Raw genomic sequence first — 24,796 nt, 5'->3', positions numbered from 1 at the left:
AAAACTATCCCGGAAAATTACCTTAATCCAGGGAATGCAAAATTTATCCTCAAATTCCTTGAAGAAAAAACTCTTGGTGAATAATGCGGGTTAACCTAGATTATCACCCTCTACATCCTATTAAAATCAATAGAATCTTTAGCTATCACAATTACTTAGATAAAATTGAACAGGCAAACTACTTACTATAATGAAAGTAGGAATCATTATAAAAACTGTTGTGCAAATTTATAGGAACAAACATTCCAAATTACATTTGCTAAAAAATATTTTACTTATTAAGTGAAAATTGAGTGCCCGGTCACTTGCCTATACGTTCCAGCAGGCCGAGCGTAGAAATGTTGAAGGTAGGTTCTGTTAATTGCATTACTGGCATGTCTTTAGGCAATTGATTATACCCACCTCCCTTACTATTATAATGGGAAATGGCATCCTACAATTCTTTCCTCATCTTGTAGTTATCGTCCCAGTTCTTAACTTTAGGATCTCCTAATTTACCAACAGATTTTGCTACTACCATAGAAACAGCTGCATCTCCTGTAACATTCACTACAGTTCTACACATATCTAAAGGTCTATCTACGGCGAATATCAATGCCAATCCAGCTTCCGGTATTCCCGCCTGTGCCAATACGATAACCAACATCACCATACCTGCACCTGGTACCGCAGCACTACCAATAGAGGCTAAGGTAGCCGTAACAATTATTCCTAATTGAGTAGAAAAACTTAGGTCCATCCCAAAGGCTTGGGCAATAAAGACCGCAGCAACAGCTTGGTATAGGCTTGTCCCGTCCATATTTATTGTAGCACCAATTGGTAATACAAAACTGGTTACCTCTTCTTCCACTCCCAAATGCTCTTCTACTCGTTCCATTGTTACTGGCAAGGTAGCTGCACTAGAGCTAGTAGAAAATGCCAATAACTGTGCTGGTGAAATTCCTTTTATAAAGAAAGATGGAGTACGTTTAGTAACCAAGAAAACAATTAATGTATATACTCCTATCATAAGTATCAGCCCAGAAACAACGCATGCTGCATACCAAGCCAAAGCTTTAAACAGATCTAAACTAGGCGATTCTACCACTAAGGCGGCTAATAGAGCAAAGACACCTAAGGGAGCTGCTAGCATAATAAGATCTATCAGTTTTAAAATAACTTCATTAAACCCATCAAAGAACTTCTTTACTGGAGAAGCTTTTTCTTCGGGTATTAAAATCATCCCAATTCCAAAAAATATGGCAAAAAAGATCACTTGTAGCATATTGCCATTGTCACTAGCAGCATAAAAGATATTGCTAGGTACTAAATCTTCCAAAGCCTGCAAGGGCCCTGCTTCTTTTTGTTGATTAGCCTGTAGAATTTTAGAGTCGGCATCCCCCCTATAATTTTCTACCAGTTCATTTCTTGTTTCTTCACTAATAGAGGCTCCAGGTTTTACAATATTTACAATAGTTAAACCAATAGAAACAGCAATTACGGTGGTAAGGATATATATTCCTATCGTTCTACCACCCATTTTAGACAGCTTGGAAATATCTTTTAAATCGGATACCCCTTTAATAAGGGAGCCTAGAATTAACGGAACTGCAATTAACTTTAAAGAACTGATGAAAATATTACCAAAGGGTTTAATCCAGTCCGCTACTATTTTAGGACCCCATTCAAATTGAACCATTACTAGGGCGAAAAGTACTCCGCCTAGCATTCCCAATAATATTTGCCAATGCAATTCTAGTTTCTTCATTAAAAAGCAGATTTAGGTTGGTAAGATACTATAATGAGTTATAAAGCGCCAAAAAAATTAAATCTTTATAATTTAATGGTCCGGTTAAGAAGCTTAAAATCGGCCATCACTAAGGCTGCCATAGCCTCTACTATAGGAACTGCACGTGGCACTACACAGGGATCATGCCTCCCTTTGCCTTGAGTGCTTACTTTATTGCCTTCCTTATCTATAGTATCATAAGCCTGAAGAACGGTCGCTACCGGCTTAAAAGCAATATTAAAGTAAATATCCATACCATTACTTATACCTCCTTGAATACCACCGCTATAATTGGTTTTGGTAGTTCCGTCAGGATTAAACTTGTCGTTATGGTCGCTCCCTTTCATATTTACACCTTCAAAACCACTTCCATACTCAAAGCCTTTAACGGCATTAATAGATAACATAGCTTTTCCTAGATCGGCATGCAATTTATCAAAAACAGGTTCTCCAAGCCCTACGGGAACATTTTGGATTACACAACTGATAACACCACCAATAGTATCTCCCTGTTTTTTAATTTCCTTAATGTATTGCTCCATTTTTGCCGCAGTATCTTGATCTGGGCAACGAACTGGGTTAGATTCTATTAAGTTAAAATCCAACTCCTGATAGGTTTTATCTAGTTTTAAACTTCCTACTTGGGAGACATAAGCGTTAATTTTCATATCACCCAAGAATTGTTTTGCAATGGCCCCTGCCACTACTCTACTAGCTGTTTCCCTAGCAGAACTTCTACCCCCTCCGCGGTAGTCACGAAAACCATATTTTTGGTCGTACACATAATCGGCATGTGAAGGTCGGTAAGAATCTTTAATATGAGAATAGTCCCTAGATTTCTGATTGGTATTATGAATAGCAAAACCAATTGGAGTTCCCGAGGTCTTCCCTTCAAAAATTCCAGAATAAAACTCCACAGTATCAGGTTCCTTACGTTGTGTCACTATGGCTGACTGTCCAGGTTTCCGTCTATTTAAATCTTCTTGTATAGCTTCTAGATCCAATTCTATTCCTGCTGGACAACCGTCCAACACACCTCCAATGGCTACGCCATGTGATTCTCCAAAAGTTGTTAATTTAAAAAGAGTGCCAAAAGTATTTCCTGCCATAATCGTATATAAGCTAATTGGTTTGTATTGCTACTAGCCCTAATTGGACTATAGCCTTCAAAGGTAAATCTTAAAAAAGAGATACAAAAATTGATAAAGACCTTAATGGCCTAAAAGGTTAAATATTGATGTCTGCTATGTTATTAAACTTAGCCTTGGCCTAAACAACCAAGGCCTGCTTTAAAATACTGATAGGGTGCAACGCCTTTCTTTTTGTACCATCATAAATTTGATGTCTACAACTAGTTCCATTAGCGGAAATGATTACCTCTTCTGTGGTTTTACGAACTGCTGGGAACAATTTCAACTCCCCTACCTGCATACTCACCTCGTAATGCTCTTTTTCATAACCAAAAGATCCAGCCATTCCACAACAGCCCGAATTAATTATAGACACACTATAATTTTTCGGCAAGTTAAGGATATCGAATGTTACCTTCTGATTAGAAACTGATTTTTGGTGACAGTGGTTATGAATCTTAACCGTTCTCTTTTCTGTTGTAAAAGCATCCGCTGTTAATACTCCTTCCTTAATTTCTTTTGCCAAAAACTCTTCTATTAGGTAAGCATTTTTAGCAATGGCCTCCATCCTTCCACTATCTATACCAAAGCGCTTATATTCATCTCTAAACGTTAAAATAGCCGAAGGTTCCAATCCTAGAACAGGAAGTCCTTTTACGGAAAATTCCATTAATTTTTCTATATTTTTAATAGCAATATTTTTTGCCTGCTTCAAAAATCCTTTGGAAATAAAAGTACGCCCACTTTCCGCATAGAAAAGTTCTACATCATACCCTAATCTGGTTAGCACTTCAATTGCATCCTTCCCCAATTCTACATCTAAAAATTGAGTAAACTCATCTATATAGAGGACTACTTTAGTTTTAGTTATAGTGCTTTTCTCCTTTGCGGTATTAAGTAAGGCATCAAAATCTACCTTATACACTTTGGGCAAACTCCTCTTTGGTGCTACACCAACCGATTTTTTTATCAATCCTCCAACTAACTTAGAATCATAGATGGCATTAGTAAATCCGGCCATCTTACTTCCCATCTTATTTAGCGCAGTATTATAGGCAAAAAGCTTTGCACGTATGGGATATCCATTTTCTTCCTGGTATTGGTAAAGAAACTCTGCTTTTAAGGTAGCCACATCAACATTACTAGGACATTCACTAGAACAAGCCTTACAACTTAAACATAAGTCGAACACCTCTTTAAGCTCCTTATTGTCAAATTTATTAGACTTATCAGAGGTGGTTAAGAATTCTCGTAATGCATTTGCACGTCCTCTAGTAGTATCTTTTTCGTTCTTAGTAGCATGATAACTAGGGCACATTGCTCCAGACATGTGGTGCGTCTTTCTACAGTCGCCACTTCCGTTACATTTTTCAGCAGCTTTCAGGATTCCCTGGCTATCCGAAAAATCCATTAAGGTCTTTATTTCCGGTTCTTTCCTATCTATCTCATATCGAAGCGACTCGTCCATAGGGTAAGCATTAACAATCTTCCCAGGATTAAATATATTTTGAGGATCAAAATAGCTTTTAACGCGTTTAAGCAATTCATAATTCTTGTCACCTATCATTAGGGGTATAAATTCTGCTCTCACTATACCATCACCATGTTCTCCACTAAAGGATCCCTTGTATTTCTTAGTGAGTTTTGCCACATCAGTGGTAATAGCCCTAAACAGGGCCACATCGGCAGATTTTTTAAGATTTAAGATAGGTCTAAGGTGTAATTCTCCTGCCCCAGCATGAGCATAGTAAACTGCCTCCTGATTATAACCTTTCATTATTTGAGAAAACTCTCCAATAAAATCTTTAAGATCTTCTAATGCTACTGCAGTATCTTCTATACAAGCCACCGCCTTCCGGTCTCCCACAATATTCCCTAACAGTCCTAAGCCCGCCTTTCTTAATTCTACAGCCTTATTTATATCATCATTCTTAAGAATAGGATGGGCGTAGCTTAAGCCAGATAATTCTACGGTATTCAACAACTGTTTTAATTGAAGCTCCAAATCCTCCTCGGTATCGGATTTTACTTCCAACATTAACAAGGCAGCAGGATCTCCATCTACAAAAAAGCGATTTTCTAATTGGGTGCGGTTATTCTTGGTACAGTCCAAAATAACCTTGTCCATCATCTCACAGGTATGGAGGTTATGTCCCATTACAGGCGCTACATCACTTAAACAATCTTCTAAGGTTTTGTAATGAGTAACTACCATTGCAGAAAGCTTAGGAGGGAGATCATCTAGCTGTAGCACAATTTCTGTGGTAAATGCTAATGTACCTTCGCTACCGCTTAGTAATTTACAAAGGTTCAATTCCTCTTCCCCATCTCCAAAAACACCACTCTTTAGCAGTTCGTCTACGGCATAGCCTGTATTCCTCCTATGTATTTGCGGTTTTGGGAACTCGGTCAAAATTTCTTCCCTTACCTCTTTGTTTATAAGCTCTTTATGGATGTTACGATATATATCACCTTCAAAGTTTTCTAGGGACATTTTACCTAAAAACTCATTTTGAGAAAGGGTACCAAATTGCACCTTACTTCCATCAGAAAGAAAAGTGGTCATTGCTACAACCTTGTCACGGGTTACGCCATATTGTATTGAGGTGGTCCCCGAAGAGTTATTTCCTACCATTCCTCCAATCATACATCTATTAGAGGTAGAGGTATTGGGACCGAAAAAGAGTCCATAAGGTGCCAAATACTGATTTAACTCGTCCCTAATCACCCCAGGCTGAACAGTAACTTGCTTTTTTTCCTTATCTAGAGATAGTATTCCCGTAAAGTGTTTAGAAACATCTACTACTATACCGTCTCCCACACACTGACCTGCTAAAGACGTTCCTGCTGTCCTAGGAATTAAGCCAATTTTATTTTCATTAGCGAAGAGGATTAATTTTTTAATGTCGTCTTCATTTTTAGGATAAGCAACGGCCATTGGTATTTTCCTATAAACTGAAGCGTCGGTAGCATATAAGGCAGTTGTTAATTTATCTATAAACAACTCGCCTTCTAATTGATCTTTTATATATTTTAGCATGGTTTTTAAAGCTCAATACAATTTTGGCCACTAAAATAAGTTATTATTGTTTGAGCTTGACAATGAAACTTTCATTTTTAATTATACTCAAAAAGAAAAACCCCATGAAAATCATTAAATTATTTGCTTTGCTATTGTGTTCCTCTTGGTTCTCTCTAAGCGCTCAAGAAATTTCTGATCACTCCATTGGTCTTCGTTTGGGGGACAGTGATGGATTTGGCGCTGAGATTTCTTATCAAAAATCTCTTTTTCAATACAATAGATTGGAAGCTAACCTAGGCTGGCGAGATAGTAGGTACTTTAACGCCTTTAAAGTATCTGGGCTTTACCAATGGATGTTTCCTATAGATGGAAATTTTAACTGGTATTACGGTGCTGGAGGCGGATTAGGAAGTGTAGATTTTGTTACCAGAAAAGGAAATAATCAAGAGCCCTACACCCCTGATGGAGGCCTTTTTGTCTTTGCTGCGGGAGATATTGGGGTAGAATACAATTTTGACATTCCCTTATTATTATCATTAGATTTTAGACCAGAAATTGGATTAGTAGGTTATAAAAATTTCTCTAATAACTTTGATTTTGATATTGCACTAGGTATACGTTACCAATTTTAAGATAACCCTTAAACAAATAAAAGCCAAAAGCCTTCATGTACAGCTTTTGGCTTTTTATATTCACCATATAATAAGTACATTTGCCCCACTTTAAAAAAACAACAAAACAATGAAGAAATTATTTTTATCCCTTTCCGTATTAGTCGGTCTGGTTGCTTGTAACGACAAACAGGACGGCTATGTCTTAAACGGCTCTATCTCTGGAGACGTTGAGGACGGTACGCAAGTATTTATACGAAAGATCAACGAAAACAATCAGCCTTTTGATATTGATACTACTACTGTTCAGAACGGAAAGTTTAGTGTTACTGGTACTGCAGAGTCTCCTGATTTAATTTATGTATTTATAGACAAAGTTCAGGGGTATACCCCGTTAGTTGCCGATAATGGGACTATTGAGTTAACAGCCCATAAGGATAGTTTAAATTTCGCCAAAGTAAAAGGGACAGTACAAAACGATATATTCTTTAATTATTTGGATAACTCTAGAACGCTATCCGATAAAGCAATGTCTATCCAAAAAGATTTACAAGAAGCTAGCATGGCCGGAAACGAAGCCACAATAAAGTCGCTTCAAGACGAATTTGGAGAGTTACAAGAAGAGTATAAAAATTTCGAATTACAGTTTATTAAGGATAATCCAAATGGCCTTATATCTGCTCTTTTAATAGATAAAGCCTTAAACGGAAGGATTATAGAGAGTGCCGAAGCACAAGAAATGTACGATGCTCTTACTCCAGAGATTAAAGAAACAGTTCCTGGTAAACAAATTGCAAAAAGCCTAACTGCGGCTAAAGCAAGAGAAGAAAAAGGTAAGAGTACTGCTATTGGCGCTGTTGCCCCTGATTTTTCTGGTCCAACTCCTGAAGGCGGGGAAATCTCTCTAAAAGAAGCTATGGGGAAGGTGACCATTATAGATTTCTGGGCTGCTTGGTGTAAACCATGTAGAGTTGAGAATCCTAACGTAGTAAGAGTATATAACAAATACCACGAGAAAGGATTAAATATTATTGGTGTTTCTTTAGGCCGAAAAGAAGAAGATTGGAAAAAAGCTATTGCCGATGACAAATTAACTTGGAATCATATTTCTAGCTTAGACTATTTTGATGATGCCATCGCTAAGTTGTACAACGTAGATGCTATCCCTGCAACTTTTATCTTGGATGAAAACGGAGTGATAATAGCCAGAAACTTACGTGGTCCTGCTTTAGAAGAAAAAATTTCTGAGCTACTTGATTAATATAAAGTACGCTTATTGAAGAGGTCTAAAACTGTTAGTTTTAGACCTCTTTTTTTTTACAGCTTGCCCATTTTACCCAATATAAATAATATTATAATGGGAACTGCCAGTAATATCACCATCCATGTATCGGTAATAAAAAGGTCTGGCTTAAAAAGTAAGGTTGTAACAAATCCACCAATTGCACCTCCAAAATGGGCAGTATGACCAATATTTCCTAACCTTGTTTTCATTCCATAAATAGAGTAGAATAAATATAGTATTCCCAAAACGTAGGCCGGTAAAGGAATAGGAATAAACATAATTCCTAACCGCATACCTGGCTCCAATAATATAGCAGCATATAAAATACCGGTTACTGCACCACTGGCACCCACAGCACTGTAATAAGGCTCTTTCTTATGGAAGAACAAAGCCAAAAGGCTACCTGCTATAAGACTCACAAAATAGATTATCAAGAATTTTCCAGGACCAAACCAGTCGATGACCACGGGAGCAAAGAAAAATAAGGTAAACATGTTAAAGAAAAGATGCGAGAAATCTACATGCAAAAATCCCGAGGTAACCATCCTATCCTTTTGTCCTGCTTGTATAGCACCCACACCAAATTTATAGCGTTCAAAAAAATGAGTGTCATTAAAACCTTTTAGGGAGGCGATTAAGTTGATTGCCATAATAGCAATGGTGGCAAAATGGATGTCATTCATATTAAAATGGATTATCTTTGACGCCAAATATAATTATATTTAGACTAATCCTCTTTGCATGCAGCTTCTTGTTTTTCTATTAGTATATCCTTTCTTATGGCTTATTTCCATACTCCCATATCGACTGTTTTATGCTTTTTCTGATTTTGTATTTTTTCTGGTCTACCATGTAGCCGGATACCGTAAAAATGTGGTATTAAACAACTTAAACCTTGTTTTTCCCAATAAAGATAAGGAGGAGTTATTCCGGATTAGAAAATCCTTCTACCACCATATGTGTGATATGTTCTTAGAGATGGTAAAAACCATGGCCTTATCTAAGGAAAAAGTAAAACAACGTTTTCATATTACCAATATTGAATTACTTCAGGAAATTTCAAAGAAGAAAAGCATTTTAGTAGTATGTTCTCATTATGCCAATTGGGAATGGAATGTGAGTATCAATAATTATATAGACGCCAAAGGATATGCTGTATATCAGAAAATAGGAAATCCTTATTTTGACCGATTAGTTAGAAGGATAAGAGCAAAATGGAACACTATTCCTATTACCACCAACGAAACACCAAAAACTGTTCTTTACAACGAGCGGAAAAATGTACGATCGGTCTATGGAATGGTAAGTGACCAATCTCCAATGGTACAACGGGCACATTATTGGAGTGAGTTTTTAGGAATAAAGGTACCTGTGTATAATGGCGCCGAGGCTTTAGCTAGAAAGTTAGATCTTGCAGTGGTGTTTTTAAAAGTCTCCAAAGTAAAACGCGGCTATTACGAAGCAGAGTTCATCCCTATCACCTTATCAGGTAAAGAAACCAAAGAAAACGAGATTACTGAGCAATTCTTAAGCCTTACCGAACAACAGATAAGGGAAAAACCAGATTATTACCTGTGGACCCATAGAAGGTGGAAACACCGGGACAAAGTCCCAGCCGAGTTTAAGTAGGCTGTTTTTATTAGGAAATTTTATAAAATTAGGGAAGGATTTCCTATATTCCACTATAACACACAGAATCCTAACACATTATGGATGTTTTAAATTCCCTATACAATGAAATAATTGGATTTTTAGGCATTGGTAAAGCATGGGAATTATTACAATCTGGAGACTACAGTGTATTTACCACCTATGACGGAGTGGTATCTCTGATTTATCCCATTATTCCTTTACTGCTAATACTTGAGTTTATTCTGGGGCTTATTTATAAAAAGCCACAAACCAAGGTTTACAAAGTAAATTTTATCATTTACGTTTTCAACCGGTTTATTGTGCGTTTCATTGCCATTGCGATGGTAACTTTTATTATTGGATGGCTACAGCCCTATTCTTTATTCCAAACAGAAATGACATGGTACTGGATAATCTATGGATATATTGTTTGGGAATTTGGTCACTTCCTATATCACTATTGGGGCCATAAGGTTAGGCTGTTCTGGTGTTTACATTCTACCCACCATGCGCCGGAACAAATGAATTTATCTGTAACACACGCACATTTTTTCTTAGAAGCGCCCTATGCAGATGCTATTAGGACTACTGTCTGCATTTTATTGGGAGTAGAACCTGCTCTTTTATTTCTAATAATGTTTATTGATGGGACCTATGGGGCTTTTATACATATTGGCGAGAATGTTATGAAAGACGGTAAGTTAGGCTTTTTAAACAAAATTATCCTAACCCCCTCCCATCACCGCGTACATCACGCTAGAAATCCACTGTATATGGATACCAATTTCTGTAATTTATTAAATATATGGGACAAGATTTTTGGCACCTATCAGGAGGTAAATGAGGATGTGGCTATTGAATATGGAATTACTCGTAAGATGGATTCAGGGAATTTCTTTGATGTATATTTTGGGGAGTTTATTGCTTTATTCCATGATGTTAGAAAAGCCCCAGGTTTTAAAAACAAAATAAAATATCTAATTATGCCCCCGGGATGGAGTCATACCGGGGAGCACCAGACCGCTAAATTAGTCCGTAACACCTATCTTCAAGAACAAATGGTTAAGGAGTAAATACCAAAGTAGCCATTACCACACAATGGTCTGTTGCATAGTTCTCACAAAGCACCTGATAATCTGTTACTTTCCATTTTTGGGGCACATTATACAGTATATGATCTATATTTATTCTAGGGTCGTCCGACGGCCAAGTAGGTGAATATGCGTTTGGTGTATCGGGTTTTGTAAATTCCGTTAATAATAGTCTTATAGATTCATCCTTAGTTTCTGCATTTAAATCACCAGCAAGAATGGTAGGATATGGAGAGCCTTTTAGTTTTTCTAACAAGGCTTTCGCTTGCATCACTCTATCCTTATTATCTTCCAAATGATCTAAATGGGTTGCAACAAATTGAATAATATTTCCGTTTTTAGTTCTTACTTTGGTTATCAAAGCAGCCCGAGGTTCGGAGCTTGGCAAATGGGGTAAGGCAAAATTTTCGGTTTCAACAAAGGAATATTTAGAAAGTACTCCTTCTCCATACTCTCCACCATCATAATACATAGCACGCCCAAAAAGTGAGGCCATTTTAGTCCTATAGCCTAGTTCTGTGGGCAGATCATATTCCTTGGCACGCTTGGTTTTAAAATCTACTTCCTGTAGCGCTACTAAATGAGGCTGATAACTATTGATTACCCCAGCAAGGGTGTCCAAATTAAAATCGTTTTTAACTGTTGCCCCGTGAAGAATATTAAAACTCATTACTCTAAGCGTATCTGTTTGGGCAATTGTTTGGGAAATTGGCAAAAGCACGATTACAACAATCAAAAGCTTTATCCTGGTTAATTTCATGTTGGTATTTTTAAATTAAGGAATTGAATAAAAAATAAAAGGTCCCGGAAAGAACCAGGACCTTTAAAAATATAGTTTTATTATTTACGAACCAAACTATTCATTATAATCCAGCTATTGCTTTAATCTCTCCGATTATCCGATCAGCAAGGGTATCCGCTTCAGCCTGACTCTTTGCTTCGGTATATATTCTAATAATTGGTTCGGTGTTAGATTTTCTTAAATGAACCCAATTTTCGGGGAAATCAATTTTAACTCCGTCTATAGTAGAAATCTCCTCATCCTTGTATTTCTCTGCCATAGCGGTTAAAATGCCATCCACATCTAATCCAGGAGTTAGTTCAATTTTCTTTTTACTCATAAAGTAACTCGGGTAACTTGCCCTAAGTTCACTAACGGTTCCTCCTCTTTCTGCCATCAGCATTAAAAATAGTGCGGTCCCAACAAGGGAGTCGCGCCCATAATGACTCTCTGGATAAATAATACCACCATTTCCTTCGCCTCCTATAATTGCGTTATTTTTCTTCATTAAGGTCACCACATTAACCTCGCCTACTGCAGATGCCTCGTAGCTACCTCCGTGTTTCTCAGTAATATCTCTTAAAGCACGACTAGATGATAGATTAGAAACTGTATTTCCTTTAGTTTTCCCCAACACATAATCTGCACAGGCAACTAAAGTGTATTCTTCTCCAAACATTTCCCCCTCATTGGTTATAAAAGCCAATCGATCTACATCAGGATCTACTACAATACCAAAATCTGCTTTTTCTTTTACCACAAGATCACATATATCCCCCAAATGTTCCTTAAGCGGTTCTGGGTTATGTGGAAAGTGTCCTGTTGGGTCACAATAAAGTTCTACCACCTCTACTCCCAATTCTCTAAGCAATTTAGGGATAGCTATACCTCCGGTTGAATTTACCCCATCTACTACCACCTTAAATTTAGCAGCTTTAATTACGTCTGCATCTACAAGGGATAGGTTTAATACTTCATCGATATGAATATCTATGTATGCATCGTTTCGGGTTATTACTCCTAAATCGTCCACTTCTGAAAACACAAATGCCTCTTCCTCAGCTATTTCTAATATCTTGGCACCTTGAGCAGCATCTAAAAACTCTCCTTTTTCATTTAAAAGTTTAAGAGCGTTCCATTGTTTAGGGTTATGGCTAGCAGTAAGAATAATTCCACCATCGGCATTTTCTAAGGGAACGGCAATCTCAACCGTAGGGGTAGTAGAGAGATCTAAATCTACTACGTCTATTCCTAGACCTACCAAGGTAGACACTACTAAATTTTGAATCATTTCACCAGATAGTCGGGCATCCCTTCCTATCACCACTTTTAGTTTTTCTTTTTTGGAATATTCTTTTAACCAAATTCCATAAGCGGCAGCAAATTTCACTGCATCTATAGGTGTTAAATTGTCTCCTGGTTTTCCTCCGATAGTTCCTCGGATTCCTGAAATGGATTTAATTAAAGTCATTTTTTAAATTATAAGTTTATACAAATATAACGGGTTAGGTTTAATTACTATGGCCTTAAGTTGTAAATTCGTCCTTAATATCCTTCTTTTGTCAGTATGAATTTTTTGGCACATATATTCCTTTCCGGCGATGATGATGAAATTACTATTGGGAATTTTATAGCAGACAGTATCAGGGGTAATAATTACACTCACCTGCCCGAAAAAGTACAGAAAGGAATTACACTTCACCGTGCCATTGATACTTTCACAGATGCTCACCCCACTTTTAGAAAGAGCACTAAGCGTCTACATCCCAATTATAGTCATTATAGTGGGGTTATAGTCGATGTTTATTACGATCACTTTCTAGCCAAAAACTGGTTAGATTATTCGGATACGCCCCTTAAAATATTTACAGAAAATTTCTATAGTCTTTTAGAAAAAAATTACGAAATACTTCCTCCAAGAACAAAAAGAATGATGCCGTTTATGATTAAAGACAACTGGTTATTTAATTATGCTAAATTAGAAGGTATTTCAGGAGTCCTTAGGGGTTTGAACCAACGTACGGGTAACAAATCTAAAATGAATTTAGCCATTGTAGATTTAAAGGAGCATTATACCGAATTTGAAAATGAGTTTTCAATTTTCTTTGAAGATCTTATGGTCCATACTCAGGAGAAGTTTATTGAATTAACTAAAGAATAAAACAAAATATTACAAACCTTAACAACTGTAAACTATGAAATTACAACAGTTTATTTTCGTTTTAGTGCTTATGGCATTTGTGTCTTGTAAGCAAACTGTTCCTGTCCCTACAGGTTTGGTAACAGAAAATGCTATGGTAGTATCTGCCCGCGAGGAAGCCTCCAAAATTGGATCGGATATCCTACAAAAGGGAGGAAACGCTTTTGATGCCATGGTAGCCACAGAGTTGGCACTTGCTGTAGCTTATCCCTTCGCAGGAAATGTTGGGGGTGGCGGATTTATGATCTATAGAAAGGCTGATGGTGATTTTGGTGGAATTGACTATCGTGAAAAAGCACCAATGGCTGCCCATAAAGATATGTATTTGGACTCCTTGGGGAATGTTATCCCGGGGATGAGTACTGTGGGTGCAACCGCTGTAGGAGTTCCTGGGACGGTAGCTGGTGTAATGGCAGTACACGAGAAATTTGGAACTATGCCATTAAAAGAATTGTTGGCTCCCGTAATTGCACTGGCAAAAAAGGGGGTGGTAGTTACCCAAAAACAGGAAGACAGATTAGCATCTTATAGGAGTCAATTTATTGAAGTTAATGGAGATAGCACGTTTTTTGCCCATCCTTACAAAAAAGGAGACACTATAAAATATAAGGCCTTAGCCAGAGTTATGAAAAAGATTGCCGAGGAAGGCAAAGACGGATTTTACAAGGGTGAAGTAGCCGAGAAATTAAGTGCGTTTATTCAGGAAATGGGGGGCTTTGTTTCTATTGAAGATTTGGCACAATACGAAGCGAAATGGCGTACCCCATTAAAATTCTCCTATAAAGATTTAGATATTATTTCTATGAGTCCGCCAAGTAGTGGTGGATTTACTATACAGCAAATTCTCAAGATGATAGAGCCCTACAAGGTATCTGAATTTGGACATAATTCGGCCAAGACCATTCAGTTATTTACAGAGGCAGCAAGAAGAGCCTATGCCGACCGTAATTATCATTTGGGCGACCCAGATTTTGTAGAAATTCCGATGAACGAATTGCTGAGCGATAGTTATATTCAAGATAGAATGGCCGATTTTAGTTTTGATAAGGCTACAAAGTCTAGCGCTGTTTCTCATGGTGATGTAACTATTGTAGAAAGTGATGAAACCACCCACTACTCTATTGTAGACAGTTATGGGAATGCCGTGTCTGCGACCACTACTATTAACGGTGGTTATGGATCAAAACTATTTTCAGAAGAATTAGGCTTTTTTCTAAACAATGAAATGGACGATTTTAGTGCCAAACCAGGTGTTCCTAATATGTTTGGGCTAATTGGTGCAGAGGCCAATAGTATTATGCCAGGAAAAAGAATGTTGAGTAGTATGACCCCTACTATTGTAGAAAGGAATGGAAAACTTTGGATGGTAGTGGGTACCCCTGGCGGATCTACTATCATTACAGCAGTGGCACAAACTATTTTGAATGGGTACGAATTTAACATGAGCATGCAAGAGGCCGTTAATGCACCACGTTTCCACCATCAATGGATGCCAGACAATGTGGTTTTTGAGCCTAATGGATTCTCTCCAGAATTAATGAATTCCTTAAAAGAAAAAGGATATATCATAAATGAGGAAAGAACTCCAATAATAGGAAAAGTGGATGCTATTATGGTATTACCCGATGGAAGATTGGAAGGTGGTGCAGACCACCGCGGAGATGATACAGCCGTAGGCTATTAATATTTTTATATGCTAAAGAAAATTGGGAAAATTCTAGTTGTTGCGGTATTACTACTATTAGGAATAGCAGGAATTCTATTTGCCATTATCCATGAATCGCGCCCAAAAAGCTCTCCAAGCAAGGAAGCAGATGCACTAGCAAACAAAATGCTAACTGCCCTTAATTATGAGGCCTATAAAAACACCCGATTCTTGGAATGGTCTTTTGCTAATAACCAGCATCATTATTTATGGGATAAAGAACAGCACCAAGTGGAAGTACGTTGGGATGCCTATACTGTTACCCTTAATTTAAATGACCATAGTAAAGGTAAAGCCTTAAAAAATGAAACCCTCCTGGAAGGAGAAGAAAAGAAAGAAATAATGCAAAAGGCCCGTACTCTTTTTAACAATGACTCTTTCTGGTTAGTAGCTCCTTATAAAGTATTCGATAAAGGAACTCAGCGGAGCTTGGTACCATATAATAACGGTTCTAATGGCCTTATGGTTACTTATACTAGCGGCGGAGACACCCCAGGAGATTCGTATTTATGGATTTTGGACGAGAAAGGAATTCCACAAAGTTTTAAAATGTGGGTGAAAATTATTCCCATTGGTGGCTTGGAGGCCAGCTGGGAAGGATGGCAGGTTATGAAAAGTGGAGCATTACTTCCTAATAGCCACCAATTGGGGCCTTTTAACTTTAGCATGGGAGATGTAAAGGGGTACAATACTGTTATAAAAAAATAAGCTAAAAGGCTACTTAAATTCTATTGGCAGTTATGAAAAACTTATTTTTTAGTTTAGTTTTGAGATTTTTCAGTAGAAAACGCTCATTTGAATAAAGCATGAACGAGAAAGTATCTAAATCTATTTTAAAGAGCCTAGTACTCCTTCCAATTGGACTTTCCTTATGGGTTTTAATTAATGGGGTTAATCTGGATTATTGGGGGATAACAATATTAGCAGGATTTGTAATATCGTTCGGAATCATATTTTGGAATATTTTCGATTATGAAAAGTTAGACAATATAGATATGAAAGACTTTCTGGAGTCTAGCCACAGTTTAACGTTGATAAATAAAGGTGATAATTGGGAGAGCATTAATGAGATGGTTAAAAATCAGTTCGTAAAGCTAGAAGTTCTAGAGAAATCGGAAAATCATATCAAGGTTCAAGTACACCAAAAAATTATAGATTCTATTCTCACTGTTAAAAAATCTGATCACGATATTGTAGTCGAAATCTATAAAAAACACATGAAATTTATGCCAGACAAAGCCCAAAACTATAAGATTCTGAAGAGGATTGAAAAGGGCCTATCGGTGTAATGCTATATAGAATAGAAAATAAAAAAATATCTTCAACTTATATTAAAATGCTTTATAAATCTGTGATGTACCAGCTAAAAAATAAGATATCTCTTCAATAATAAACAAATAACGATTGTCTACATAAGAAATGATGCATTTCATCCGTTAATAATGTAAAGCACCTAAATTTTAACCTAATCTATTTATATAAACCTACAAAATTATTCACATGCTGCGTAACAATATATTAGTAAGAACATCCATTTATATCCTTGTAATTATTGTTTTTACTTATATTGGTTTTTCAATAATTTCTTCTCAATCCGATACGGAGTCTAATAAGGCAGATTTCAGCTCTAACCTAGAGGAACCCTTAATTGACCCACTAGAAGTGGAACTCTATAAATTACAGCAACGCGACTTACAAATTGCGGTACAAGAATATTTTGAAAAGGCAATTGCAGCGGGAGATATTGTAGGAGCAGGAGTAAGTATTGTTAAAGGAGATTCCATAGTCATTTCTGATGGATTTGGTAAACGCGATATCAACCAAAACAATCCCATAGATGGAGAAACTGTATTTAGACTCGGCTCTCTATCTAAAGGATTCGCCGGTGTATTAGCGGCTAATTTAAAGAGTGAGGGTAAATTACATTGGGAAGATAAGGTAAGTGATTTTATTCCAACTTTTCGTTTAGGAGACAAGAATAATACTGAAAATATTACACTTGCTAATATCTTATCACATACTTCTGGCACCCCATACCATAGCTACACCAATCTTGTAGAGGCGGGATTACCACTTACCAAAATAGCTGAACGTTTTAAAGATGTAGTACCTATAAGCAAACCGGGAATGATGTACAGCTATCAAAACGCCATGTTTGCACTTTGCGAGGAGGTCATCTATAAGGCTACGGGGCAAAATATCAGTACCTCTTTAACCAATAGATTCTTTAAGCCATTGGGGATGAAAAACATCAATATGGATTATGAAGCTTTGGCTAGTGAAGATAATGTAGCATTGCCACATTCCCCCATTAAAAACGGCTGGAGAACTTTATCTCTGAATTCTAACTATTATAATGCTATTGCTGCAGGGGGTATAAATGCCAGTGCCTTAGATATGGCTAAATGGATGCGTTTCTTATTGGGCCACAACCCAGAGTTAATGAATAAAACTGCTTTATTAGAAACTTTTAATCCTTTTGTAGAGATAAAAGGGAGTAGCAAATACTACCAACGTTGGCCAGGACATTTAAAATCGCATTATGGTTTTGGATGGAGGATTCACACTTTTTTAGAAGACGAAAGCGATACGCCAAAAACCGTTTGGCATCATGGTGGAAGTGTTAATAATTATAGGAATGAAATAGCAGTATATCCAGACTCGGATTTAGGAATCTGTGTGCTATTAAACAGTAATTCAAAACTAGCAAGAACTGTAATACCAGACTTACACCAAATAATTAAAGAAGTATACAATACTCCTGCTCCTTCAACAGTTCACAACCATCTAAAGAATGCTGATAATCCTACTGGATAGTGAAAGGGAGTTTCAAATTACTTTTATAAAAGGGAGTTGATTTTTTCAAAAAAAAAATAAGCAACCTAAATCATATAAAAAGGGCTTTGCCAATTAGCAAAGCCCTTTCTTAATTATTTTACAACCAATAAAGGCATTGTTCGGTTCCTTAGCAATAGGTCGTTTGTAATACTACCTATAAAAAGTGAGGTAATATTATTTCCTCCCCTTGCAGACATTAAAATAATGTCGAATTCCCCTTTTTCTGCCTCTCGTTCTATTATGTCTACAACTGAATTTTCTTCGCGATCTATATGTAGAAACTTGATATCTGCTGACAGTCGATGTTTCTTTCGATACTGATCAAACCTTGCGTGTAGATGTGCTTTGGTCTTATCCTTTGCCTTTTGTGTATCTATATAGGGAAAATAGAAGGAAGGTATATTATACACGTGTAAGGCTTCTATTTCCTTATTATCATCACTACTTATACTATTTGCAACCGTAAAGGCTTTTGCAGAATTTGAACTAAAATCTACAGGAACCAACATTTTTCGCAAACTATGCCTTGCATCCTCGGGGACCAACAATAGATGTCTTTTCATCATACGAACGAGTTTCTGAGGCAATGCTCCTGTCCCTTGCAACTCGTCCTTTTTCCCCATTACCACGACATCAACATTGTATTCTTTAGCTAAATCTACAAGAATACTCTCGGTATAGTTATCCGAAGTAATTAAAACGGTATGCGAAGCTTTACCACTATAATTTTCTTTAATGCTACGCTCCAATTCGCGTTCTACTATATCTTCTATAGTAATGTCGTCCTTTAAAAAATCCTCATAGAGATTATAAAGTTTAGACTGCTTAATATTATGAGTGAAATAAAGGTGTTTTACCTTCCATACATCGCATAAATAACTAACATACTGCAGCAGAATAGGATCCATTCTTGTAAGGTCCAAGGCTACCATAAGAGTTAATTCGTTATCTAGACTTTTATTCTTTGTCATTTCCTATTTATTATCTGTTTCTGTTAATGTTGGTTCTTCTTTAGTTTCTTTTGCATTCTGACTTCTGGCCTGACGTTCTCTATCTACCAGTTGGAGGATATTTTTCCTATAGGATTCTCTTTCCAGTAGCTTCTGTTCTCGTTCCGCCTGTTCATAGTCTTCTTTCATTCCCGAATGGAGAGAGAAGCACATCATCACAAGAAGAATAGCAAATGGAAGTCCAGAAATGGTAACTGCTGTCTGTAAAGCATTTAAACCACCTCCATACATAAGAACTCCTGCAATTGTACCCGTTGCAACAGCCCAAATAACTCTTTGGAAGGGAGGTGTTTTTAGCTTACCTCCAGAAGTAATACTATCTACTACTAAAGCACCAGAGTCTGCCGAGGTAATAATAAAACTACTTATCAGCACTACCCCCAATACTTTAAGTAACATAGCTAATGGGAACTTATCAAAAAACACATACAATGCTGTAGAGATATTATCGTTTACTGCAGCTATCATAGCGGTATCACCTAAAAGAATATCACGCATAGTGATTCCACCAAAGGCACTAAACCAAAGGAAGGTTACTAAAGCAGGAAGGATTAATACACAGAGAATAAATTCTTTTACGGTTCTTCCCCTAGAAATTCTAGCGATAAAAGTACCTACAAATGGGGACCAAGAAATCCACCATCCCCAATACATTATGGTTCTAGTTTTCTGCCAATCGGTACCTCTCAAGGCCTCTGTCCACGTTGCCATATCCACAAAATTGATGACGTAATTCCCAATGTTTTGGATATAAGATTTAAAAATAAAGGTGGTAGGTCCTAAAAGAAGTACAATGATGAAAATTGCCGAAGCTACTCTAACATTAAGTTTACTCAGCATTTGCACCCCTTTGTTAACCCCACTAAATGCCGATAATGTTGCTGCAAGGGTAACCGCAAGAATTATAATTATTTGATAAAAAAGTGAGCTTGGAATACCGAAAACATGAGTTAGCCCGGAATTAATCTGTCCTACTCCAAATCCAATAGTGGTAGCCAATCCAAATAATGTGGTAATAACCGCCATAATATCAATCACATCTCCCATCCATCCATGAATTCTATTTCCCAAAAGCGGATAGAAAGCAGATCTTAGGGTAAGTGGCATTTTCCGATTATACGTAAAATAGGCTAAAGATAGTCCCACTACAGAATAAATGGCCCATCCGTGTATTCCATGGTGAAGAAACGAAAAACTAATAGCTTCTTGTGCTATAAGCGCTGGTTCTGCACCAGCTAAACGTGGGGGATTTAAGAAATCACGTACCGGGTCGGCAATACTAAACAGTACTAATCCGTTCCCTATTCCTGCACTGAATAACATGGCAAACCAAGCCCAAATACTAAATTCGGGTTTAGAGTTTTTCCCACCAATACGGACTTTTCCAAACTTACCAAAGGCCATGTAGAGACAAAATATAATAAACAGATTAACTGATAACGTATAAATCCATCCTCCATGAGCGGACACATAAGTTTGTGCAATTCCAAAATAATAATCGGCCTCCTCCTCAAAAATTAAAGTGAAGAGGATACTTGCTATTAGGATTAAGGTAGCGCTTAAGAAAACCGTCTTATTTACCACCAATCCTAAAATCTTGGATGATTTTTCTTTTCTAGTAACTTTTACTGGCATATTTCTTTTTTGGATTTATAATGTATACGATGTACTTCCATATAAAATATTGGAAGCTTAGAAATAAAATTTAATTTATACTTAAGCTAGAGTGGATATCGTGTATCATAGGAGTTATAATACCTGATATATCTCCTATCCCAAAAAAGCATAGGGAAAAGTAAATACGACATTAGAATAACTTCAGACAAGCTGAAGAGAATGCTTTTCATAAATATTTAATTTTCTGAATTAGTAAATTCTACAATCGGTCATTATAATAAAAATAGTCCTATTTTACAACTATTTCTAAGAATAGATAACTAGGATCATCAGTGGTATAGCACTACAACCCTAATATTTAATATTTCTTTTCCCTTTAAAAGCGAGTTATAAATTCCATTAACAAACTACAACTTATTGAATTTATTTTATTTATACCCGAATGCAACTCAATATATTAGATTGTGTTATTGCATTAATTTAAATCCTATTCCCCTTATAATCATCAGAAAATATAATAACACTGTTTTAAAATACAGAAAACTTAAATTTGTTGTATAATTGAAATGACAAAAAAATTAACCCTTTAGTAATTATAGCCAGCTGTTTGGCAGCTGCAATACCACCAACTAAACCTAAGACAACCTTATGAAGCTAGCTAGAATATTTGTTTTGGTATTTTCACTCATTACTATTCAAGCTTATTCCCAAAAAAAACGCGCTAGGGATTACGGCATAGAGATTGGAGTTTTAAAAACAGGTGAAAATAATGCTATTACAGATGTTTTCGGAGTCAAGGTTGGTCAAACTACCTTAATTGACGGGGATAGTGTTAGAACCGGTGTTACCGCTATACTCCCCCACTCCCACAACATTTTTCAAAATAAAGTACCAGCTGCGATCTATATTGGTAATGGCTTTGGGAAACTAGCCGGCTATAGTCAGGTTAAAGAGTTAGGGAATATAGAGACCCCCATAGTTTTAACCAATACATTAAGTGTCCCTATAGCTGCTGATGCATTAATCACTTATACTTTAGATCGCAATAAAAATGTGGGTTCCGTAAACGCTATAGTTGGGGAAACCAACGACGGCTGGTTAAATGATATCAGGGGAAGACATATTAAACAAGAACATATATTAAGTGCCATTGAAAATGCCAAGACTGGTACTGTTGCAGAAGGTAATGTAGGCGCTGGTACCGGGACGGTATGTTTTCAGTATAAAGGAGGTATCGGGACTTCTTCCCGCGTTATTCCTGAATCACAAGGAGGATATACTGTTGGTGTGTTAGTACAATCTAACTTTGGGGGAGTCTTAGAGATTAATGGGGTTCCTATAGCCAAGGAATTAAACACTATTCCTAATCAATACAATTACGATACGGATGGCTCCTGTATGATAGTAGTCTTCACGGACGCCCCCTTAGATTCTAGGAATTTAGAACGACTTGCAAAACGAGCTATGCTGGGATTAGGGAGAACCGGGGGAATTGCTTCAAATGGAAGTGGCGATTATATAATAGCGGTATCCACAGCAAAGGATAATGTAGTCCCCTATTCTAGTGATACCTTATTTAATGATGTTAAACTCTTAAGAAATGAGGCGATGACACCCTTATTCTTAGCGACAATAGAAGCCACTGAAGAAGCAATTTTAAACTCCTTGTTTGCTGCAGAAACTATGACAGGAAAGAATGGACGCAAAATAAAATCTATCCCCATAGATAAGGTGTTAAAAATAATGACCGAATACGGTAAAATAGGTGAAAAGTAATTCTATCCATGCATTTAAAAAACCCCTTTATTGAAGATTATGATTTTGATAGGTTGATTTTAAAACATCCCGAATTAAAAGACTTTGTTTTTGTAAATAAGTATGGGAATAAAACAATAAAATTTGGAAATAAGAATGCTGTAAAGGCATTGAATACCGCCATACTAAAACTGCATTACGGACTTAATTTTTGGGATATCCCTGAGGATAATCTTTGTCCTCCCATACCAGGGCGGCTTGACTATCTATTGTATGTTTCCGACTTAATTCCAAAAAGCAAGATTCGGTTATTAGACATTGGTACTGGTGCTAGTATGATATATCCTATTTTAGGTAGCCAACACTTTAATTGGCAGTGTACCGGAAGTGAAGTGAGTTTAGCTTCCCTGAAAAACGCCGAAATCATTATTGAGAATAATCAAGTTTTAGAAAAAATAGAATTACGCCACCAACGCTTTAAAAATAAAATATTAGAACATATTGTGCACCCTGATGATGTATTTGATGTTGTGGTATGTAATCCTCCATTTTTTAAGAATAAATCAGAAGCAGTACGCAGCAACAAGCGCAAGGTTCATAATCTTGGGCTAAAAGAAAAAGATTCTCAAAATTTTGGCGGACTCTCCAATGAACTATGGTACAATGGTGGAGAAACCGCATTTATAAAAAAAATGGCGACTGAAAGTCTGCAGTTTAAAGATCAAATACATTGGTTTACCTCCTTAGTGTCTCAAAAGGAAAATTTGAAAGATATAAAGCGCGCTATAAACAAAACCCATCCTACTTCAGTAAAGGTCATTAATATGGACCAAGGCAATAAAAAGAGTCGGTTTATTGCATGGACATTTAAAGGTTAACATTCCAAATTTAAAAAAAAGAGTGGATTATTTGTATCTTTTTAGAAGCTTCTCGGTCTACCTATATAGAACTTAAAGAATATAAATATGAATAATTGTAAATGTACCAATTGCGATTGCAAAAAATGTAATTGTGGAAACTGTTTAGAGAATCAATGTCCGTGTGATAAGTGTGAATGCAGCAAATGTGATTGTTGTTAATAAGGGGTTGGACGTGTGTCCAACCTTTTTAAAATTTTAAGATAAGAAATGGAAACTGCTACCATATGGAGTAAGTATAATGTTCAAATGTATTTTTTTATTCTTAAAAAAGTACATAACCAAGATGCTACTAATGATATATTGCAAAATACCTTTTTAAAAATCCACCAAAATATCCATCAATTAAAACAACAAGACAAGGCTAAGTCTTGGGCATTTCAGATTGTCCGTAATGAAATACATGATTATTTCAATAAGTCGAATAAAACAATCCAAGATTTAAACCCATCTCCAGTTGATCAACCCGAAAGCTATTCGGACTTCTGTTGTTTTGATCGTTTTTTGGAGAACCTACCAGAAGAATATAAATCGGTGATGACTATGGTTTATATAAAAGGGATGAAGCAGAAGGATGCAGCATCAGAATTAGGAATAAGCCTAGCTAACGTAAAAGCTCGGATTAGACGTGCGAAGAGTGTCCTTATCAAAAAATTTAATGAATGTTGTAAATATGAGTTAAATCTTGAAGGTAAATTAGTGGGAGAATCTGATTGTAGTCTCTGCAATTAACTCTGTTTGACTACTGCAACCTAATCTTACTACCTATTTCTGTCTATTCAGAATTAAAACATCAATTTATTTTTCAAATAAAAATGCTGCTCAATTCTAATTATCTTATAAAATAGGACAATTACATTCAATATTTTTCCTTAACCTAAATCAGCTTGCAAGTCATAGTACTTCTTATGCAAGGCTTTTATTCCTTCTAACAACTTCCCACTTGCGGGGCCCTTTACCTGGATATTAGGAATGATATCTTGAATGGGATAAAATTGAATAGGCGCTGCAGGAACTTTCATTTCCAACATCCACTCTTTTAATTGTTTAGCGGAGCTTAGGTAAACGATTCCTCCTAAACCTACCCATCCATGGGCTGCTGCACACATAGGACAATGTTCGCCACTAGTGTACATCACTGTTTTATTACGTTCTTCGGCCGATAAATTTTTTGCTGCCCAATGTGCCAATTCAATTTCTGGATGTGCTAAATTATTTAATTCGTTCACCCTATTTCGGGCCGATGCGATAACCTCATTTTTTTGATTAACAAGGAGAGATCCAAATGGCTTATCGCCAGCATTTACTGCTTCTTCCGCTAGCGATAGGCAATGTGCTAGATGTTGTAGATCAATTTCTGAAAGCGAATCTTTAGCATTATTCATAATTGTAATTATTTTAGTGTTACTACTTTTAAAAACATATTATAGGCTT

21 protein-coding genes are annotated in these 24,796 nt (G+C 36.6%); 12 read left to right on the top strand and 9 right to left on the bottom strand.

The window, feature by feature from the left end:
• Positions 1-433 precede the first annotated feature (433 nt).
• From H344_RS0110545 to H344_RS0110535, 3 genes are all read right to left on the bottom strand, one after another.
• Positions 434-1,747 (bottom strand): dicarboxylate/amino acid:cation symporter, encoded by a 1,314-nt coding sequence (locus tag H344_RS0110545; RefSeq protein ID WP_026810294.1) that lies wholly within the window; start codon positions 1,745-1,747, stop codon positions 434-436.
• A gap of 65 nt (positions 1,748-1,812) precedes the next feature.
• Positions 1,813-2,877 carry a chorismate synthase gene (aroC, locus tag H344_RS0110540; RefSeq protein ID WP_026810293.1) on the bottom strand — a complete coding sequence of 355 codons (1,065 nt, stop codon included), beginning with the start codon at positions 2,875-2,877 and terminating at the stop codon, positions 1,813-1,815.
• A gap of 160 nt (positions 2,878-3,037) precedes the next feature.
• A complete protein-coding gene (locus H344_RS0110535; RefSeq protein ID WP_026810292.1) occupies positions 3,038-5,938 on the bottom strand; it encodes an FAD-binding and (Fe-S)-binding domain-containing protein in 2,901 nt (966 codons plus the stop codon).
• 104 nt (positions 5,939-6,042) lie between these two features.
• On the opposite strand from H344_RS0110535, the gene H344_RS0110530 reads away from it, so the two are divergent.
• Together H344_RS0110530 and H344_RS0110525 are read left to right on the top strand one after the other, a co-directional pair.
• The gene (locus tag H344_RS0110530) at positions 6,043-6,552 is read left to right on the top strand and encodes a hypothetical protein (protein WP_026810291.1); all 510 of its coding nucleotides are present in this window, start codon (positions 6,043-6,045) and stop codon (positions 6,550-6,552) included.
• A gap of 109 nt (positions 6,553-6,661) precedes the next feature.
• Positions 6,662-7,792, top strand: coding sequence for a TlpA disulfide reductase family protein (locus tag H344_RS0110525; protein WP_026810290.1), 1,131 nt, complete (start codon positions 6,662-6,664; stop codon positions 7,790-7,792).
• Positions 7,793-7,848: 56 nt separating this feature from the next.
• Here the strand turns inward: H344_RS0110525 and H344_RS0110520 are convergent, their stop codons facing one another.
• Complete coding sequence (locus tag H344_RS0110520) at positions 7,849-8,499, bottom strand: rhomboid family intramembrane serine protease (RefSeq protein WP_026810289.1); 651 nt, start codon at positions 8,497-8,499, stop codon at positions 7,849-7,851.
• 58 nt (positions 8,500-8,557) lie between these two features.
• Between H344_RS0110520 and H344_RS0110515 the strand changes: the two genes are divergently transcribed.
• Together H344_RS0110515 and H344_RS0110510 are read left to right on the top strand one after the other, a co-directional pair.
• A complete protein-coding gene (locus H344_RS0110515; RefSeq protein ID WP_026810288.1) occupies positions 8,558-9,445 on the top strand; it encodes a lysophospholipid acyltransferase family protein in 888 nt (295 codons plus the stop codon).
• Between the two features lie 80 nt (positions 9,446-9,525).
• Positions 9,526-10,521 (top strand): sterol desaturase family protein, encoded by a 996-nt coding sequence (locus H344_RS0110510; protein ID WP_026810287.1) that lies wholly within the window; start codon positions 9,526-9,528, stop codon positions 10,519-10,521.
• On the opposite strand, the gene H344_RS0110505 is transcribed toward H344_RS0110510, so the two are convergent.
• Both H344_RS0110505 and glmM read right to left on the bottom strand, forming a co-directional pair.
• Complete coding sequence (locus H344_RS0110505; RefSeq protein ID WP_026810286.1) at positions 10,511-11,299, bottom strand: endonuclease/exonuclease/phosphatase family protein; 789 nt, start codon at positions 11,297-11,299, stop codon at positions 10,511-10,513. The genes H344_RS0110510 and H344_RS0110505 overlap by 11 nt on opposite strands.
• Positions 11,300-11,402: 103 nt before the next feature.
• Complete coding sequence (gene glmM, locus H344_RS0110500; RefSeq protein ID WP_026810285.1) at positions 11,403-12,791, bottom strand: phosphoglucosamine mutase; 1,389 nt, start codon at positions 12,789-12,791, stop codon at positions 11,403-11,405.
• A gap of 96 nt (positions 12,792-12,887) precedes the next feature.
• Between glmM and H344_RS0110495 the strand changes: the two genes are divergently transcribed.
• The 5 genes from H344_RS0110495 to H344_RS20050 all read left to right on the top strand — a co-directional run bounded on the left by H344_RS0110495 (position 12,888) and on the right by H344_RS20050 (position 18,042).
• Positions 12,888-13,481: an acyl carrier protein phosphodiesterase gene (locus H344_RS0110495; protein WP_026810284.1), complete on the top strand. Its 594-nt coding sequence runs from the start codon at positions 12,888-12,890 to the stop codon at positions 13,479-13,481.
• Positions 13,482-13,515: 34 nt separating this feature from the next.
• Positions 13,516-15,204, top strand: a complete 1,689-nt coding sequence (gene ggt, locus H344_RS0110490) for a gamma-glutamyltransferase (RefSeq protein WP_026810283.1) — start codon at positions 13,516-13,518, stop codon at positions 15,202-15,204.
• 9 nt (positions 15,205-15,213) lie between these two features.
• Positions 15,214-15,933, top strand: coding sequence for a hypothetical protein (locus H344_RS0110485; protein ID WP_026810282.1), 720 nt, complete (start codon positions 15,214-15,216; stop codon positions 15,931-15,933).
• Positions 15,934-16,031: 98 nt separating this feature from the next.
• Complete coding sequence (locus tag H344_RS0110480; RefSeq protein WP_026810281.1) at positions 16,032-16,514, top strand: hypothetical protein; 483 nt, start codon at positions 16,032-16,034, stop codon at positions 16,512-16,514.
• A 211-nt stretch (positions 16,515-16,725) separates the two neighbouring features.
• Positions 16,726-18,042: a serine hydrolase domain-containing protein gene (locus H344_RS20050; protein ID WP_051254258.1), complete on the top strand. Its 1,317-nt coding sequence runs from the start codon at positions 16,726-16,728 to the stop codon at positions 18,040-18,042.
• Between the two features lie 113 nt (positions 18,043-18,155).
• On the opposite strand, the gene H344_RS0110470 is transcribed toward H344_RS20050, so the two are convergent.
• Both H344_RS0110470 and H344_RS0110465 read right to left on the bottom strand, forming a co-directional pair.
• Positions 18,156-19,034 (bottom strand): universal stress protein, encoded by an 879-nt coding sequence (locus tag H344_RS0110470; protein ID WP_026810280.1) that lies wholly within the window; start codon positions 19,032-19,034, stop codon positions 18,156-18,158.
• 3 nt (positions 19,035-19,037) lie between these two features.
• Positions 19,038-20,708, bottom strand: coding sequence for a BCCT family transporter (locus tag H344_RS0110465; RefSeq protein ID WP_026810279.1), 1,671 nt, complete (start codon positions 20,706-20,708; stop codon positions 19,038-19,040).
• A 630-nt stretch (positions 20,709-21,338) separates the two neighbouring features.
• Here H344_RS0110465 and H344_RS0110460 point away from each other — a divergent pair.
• The 3 genes from H344_RS0110460 to H344_RS0110450 all read left to right on the top strand — a co-directional run bounded on the left by H344_RS0110460 (position 21,339) and on the right by H344_RS0110450 (position 24,094).
• Positions 21,339-22,466, top strand: coding sequence for a DmpA family aminopeptidase (locus H344_RS0110460; protein ID WP_026810278.1), 1,128 nt, complete (start codon positions 21,339-21,341; stop codon positions 22,464-22,466).
• 8 nt (positions 22,467-22,474) lie between these two features.
• Positions 22,475-23,323, top strand: coding sequence for a 23S rRNA (adenine(1618)-N(6))-methyltransferase RlmF (gene rlmF, locus H344_RS0110455; RefSeq protein ID WP_026810277.1), 849 nt, complete (start codon positions 22,475-22,477; stop codon positions 23,321-23,323).
• Between the two features lie 249 nt (positions 23,324-23,572).
• On the top strand, positions 23,573-24,094 hold the full coding sequence (locus H344_RS0110450; RefSeq protein WP_026810276.1) for a sigma-70 family RNA polymerase sigma factor: 522 nt from the start codon (positions 23,573-23,575) through the stop codon (positions 24,092-24,094).
• Between the two features lie 140 nt (positions 24,095-24,234).
• Here H344_RS0110450 and H344_RS0110445 read toward each other — a convergent pair whose 3' ends face one another.
• Positions 24,235-24,747, bottom strand: a complete 513-nt coding sequence (locus tag H344_RS0110445) for a nucleoside deaminase (RefSeq protein ID WP_026810275.1) — start codon at positions 24,745-24,747, stop codon at positions 24,235-24,237.
• Between the last annotated feature and the right edge of the window lie 49 nt (positions 24,748-24,796).

It is taken from the genome of Arenibacter latericius DSM 15913 (assembly GCF_000424985.1).
GTDB lineage: Bacteria > Bacteroidota > Bacteroidia > Flavobacteriales > Flavobacteriaceae > Arenibacter > Arenibacter latericius.
The sequence above is the reverse complement of the archived record's forward strand: the minus strand, read 5'-3'. Positions and strand labels throughout refer to the sequence as shown.